Raw genomic sequence first — 210 nt, 5'->3', positions numbered from 1 at the left:
CTTGCTGGCATCTTGCTGTTATTCGTTTTATTTGCAGGACCAACCATTACACTGCTTGAAAGCATGGTGACGACTTTAGGCGGCTATTTGTCCAATGTCGTGTCAATGTCATTAACGATGACGCCTTTTTCAAATGATGAATGGCTTGGGTCAAACACAATTTTCTTCTGGGCTTGGCATATGTCATGGTCGCCATTTGTCGGCTTGTTT

At 43.3% G+C, this 210-nt stretch carries 1 protein-coding gene; it reads left to right on the top strand.

Annotated elements, in window-relative coordinates:
• Positions 1 to 210, top strand: a 210-nt coding sequence (locus tag CHH91_RS19890; protein ID WP_176465914.1) for a BCCT family transporter, incomplete at both ends; no start/stop codon positions are given.

Source organism: Virgibacillus sp. 7505, from assembly GCF_002272135.1.
Lineage (GTDB): Bacteria > Bacillota > Bacilli > Bacillales > Amphibacillaceae > Terribacillus.
The sequence above is the reverse complement of the archived record's forward strand: the minus strand, read 5'-3'. Positions and strand labels throughout refer to the sequence as shown.